The 1397-nt window shown below is 43.3% G+C and carries 1 protein-coding gene; it reads left to right on the top strand.

Annotation, left to right across the window (positions count from 1 at the left end):
* Positions 1-88 precede the first annotated feature (88 nt).
* Positions 89-1321: an IS4 family transposase gene (locus U9S71_RS20860; RefSeq protein WP_326329797.1), complete on the top strand. Its 1233-nt coding sequence runs from the start codon at positions 89-91 to the stop codon at positions 1319-1321.
* Positions 1322-1397: the final 76 nt, after the last annotated feature.

Genomic DNA, 1397 nt, shown 5'->3' with positions numbered 1-1397 from the left:
TCACTAGTGTCCGGTAAAAAATAAAAGGGTTGGCGCAAGCGCCAACCGGTTAGTTTACTTTTGAAGTTACGACACAACTAAAGTAACTATGGGTAAAAGTACAAATTTTAGCGGACAGCCGATATTAACCCAACTGTTAATGTTTTTGGATAAAGGTCAGATCAGGAAAATAAGCAAGGCAAATGGCGGGGACCGTTATGTTAAAAAGTTCACTACCTATAACCACGTTGTTGTGATGCTGTTTACTGCACTGGAAGGCTATTCGTCGATCCGTGAAGTCATCGTAGGTCTTTTTGCCAATGCGCATAAACTAAGCCATCTTGGTTTGAGGTATATCGTTCGGCGAAGCACATTGTCGGAAGCAAACCAGCGACGCAGCAGCAAGCTGTTCGGTGAGATTTATATGGAGGTTTATCTCCGCAATCGCGAACGTTTAGCGGACAGCCGCTTGAGCGATGTCGATATGAAAAGGCTTTATATCATGGATTCCACGACCATAACGTTGTTCAAGGATATTTTGAAAGGAGTTGGCCGCAATCCATTGCAGGGAAAGAAAAAGGGCGGCATCAAGGCGCATACCATCATCAAGGCCAGCGAAAACATTCCCTGTTTGATCCGCTACAGCGCAGCAGTCCGCCATGACCACACGTTCCTTAAAGAAATTCACACCTTGCCCAACGGGTCAATTATCACCTTTGACAAAGGTTATGTGGATTACGCCCAGTATGAGGCGTTTTCCCAAAGTGGGATCTGTTATGTGACCCGTTTGAAGGATAATGCAGCCTATGAAGCACGTAAAGAATACGATCTACCGGATAATTCGCCCTCGAGCGTATTGAAAGATGAAGAGGTGGTTCTTTATTACGGACAGCACAAAAAGAACGTGCACCGCACCAGGCGCATCGCTTATTGGGATGATGAAAACAAACGGTTGATTGAATTTATTTCCAACAATTTTGAGCTTTCGGCGGAGAAAATAGCCTTGATCTATAAACAGCGATGGCAAATTGAACTTTTGTTCAAGCAACTCAAACAGAATTTCCCGCTTAAATATTTTCTTGGGGACAATGAGAATGCCATAGAAATACAGATTTGGGCGGCTATGCTGGCCAATCTGCTGATCACATTGGTGAAAAGCAAAGTCAAACGGTCATGGGCTTTTTCCAATATGGTGTCCCTGATCAGAAACCAACTGATGAATTATATGGATATATACCGCTTTCTTGAAGATCCCGAAGGATGTTGGAAAAATGTCACTGGACAGGATGAAAACCGATACCGGAATTCACTCTTTACCCAAAATGGGGGGCTTGCTTTTTGAAATGAATAAAAAAATGGACCCTAAATAACAGGGACTGACAAATAAAACTAAATCCCGGGTTTACCGGACAACAATG

Origin of the sequence: Parapedobacter flavus (genome assembly GCF_035818675.1) — a bacterium.
GTDB classification, from domain to species: Bacteria; Bacteroidota; Bacteroidia; order Sphingobacteriales; family Sphingobacteriaceae; genus Parapedobacter; species Parapedobacter flavus.
The sequence above is the reverse complement of the archived record's forward strand: the minus strand, read 5'-3'. Positions and strand labels throughout refer to the sequence as shown.

Bases quoted from the DNA above. Each gene is read 5' to 3' on its own strand.
- U9S71_RS20860 (WP_326329797.1), top strand. From the start codon at position 89: ATGGGTAAAAGTACAAATTTTAGCGGACAGCCGATATTAACCCAACTG.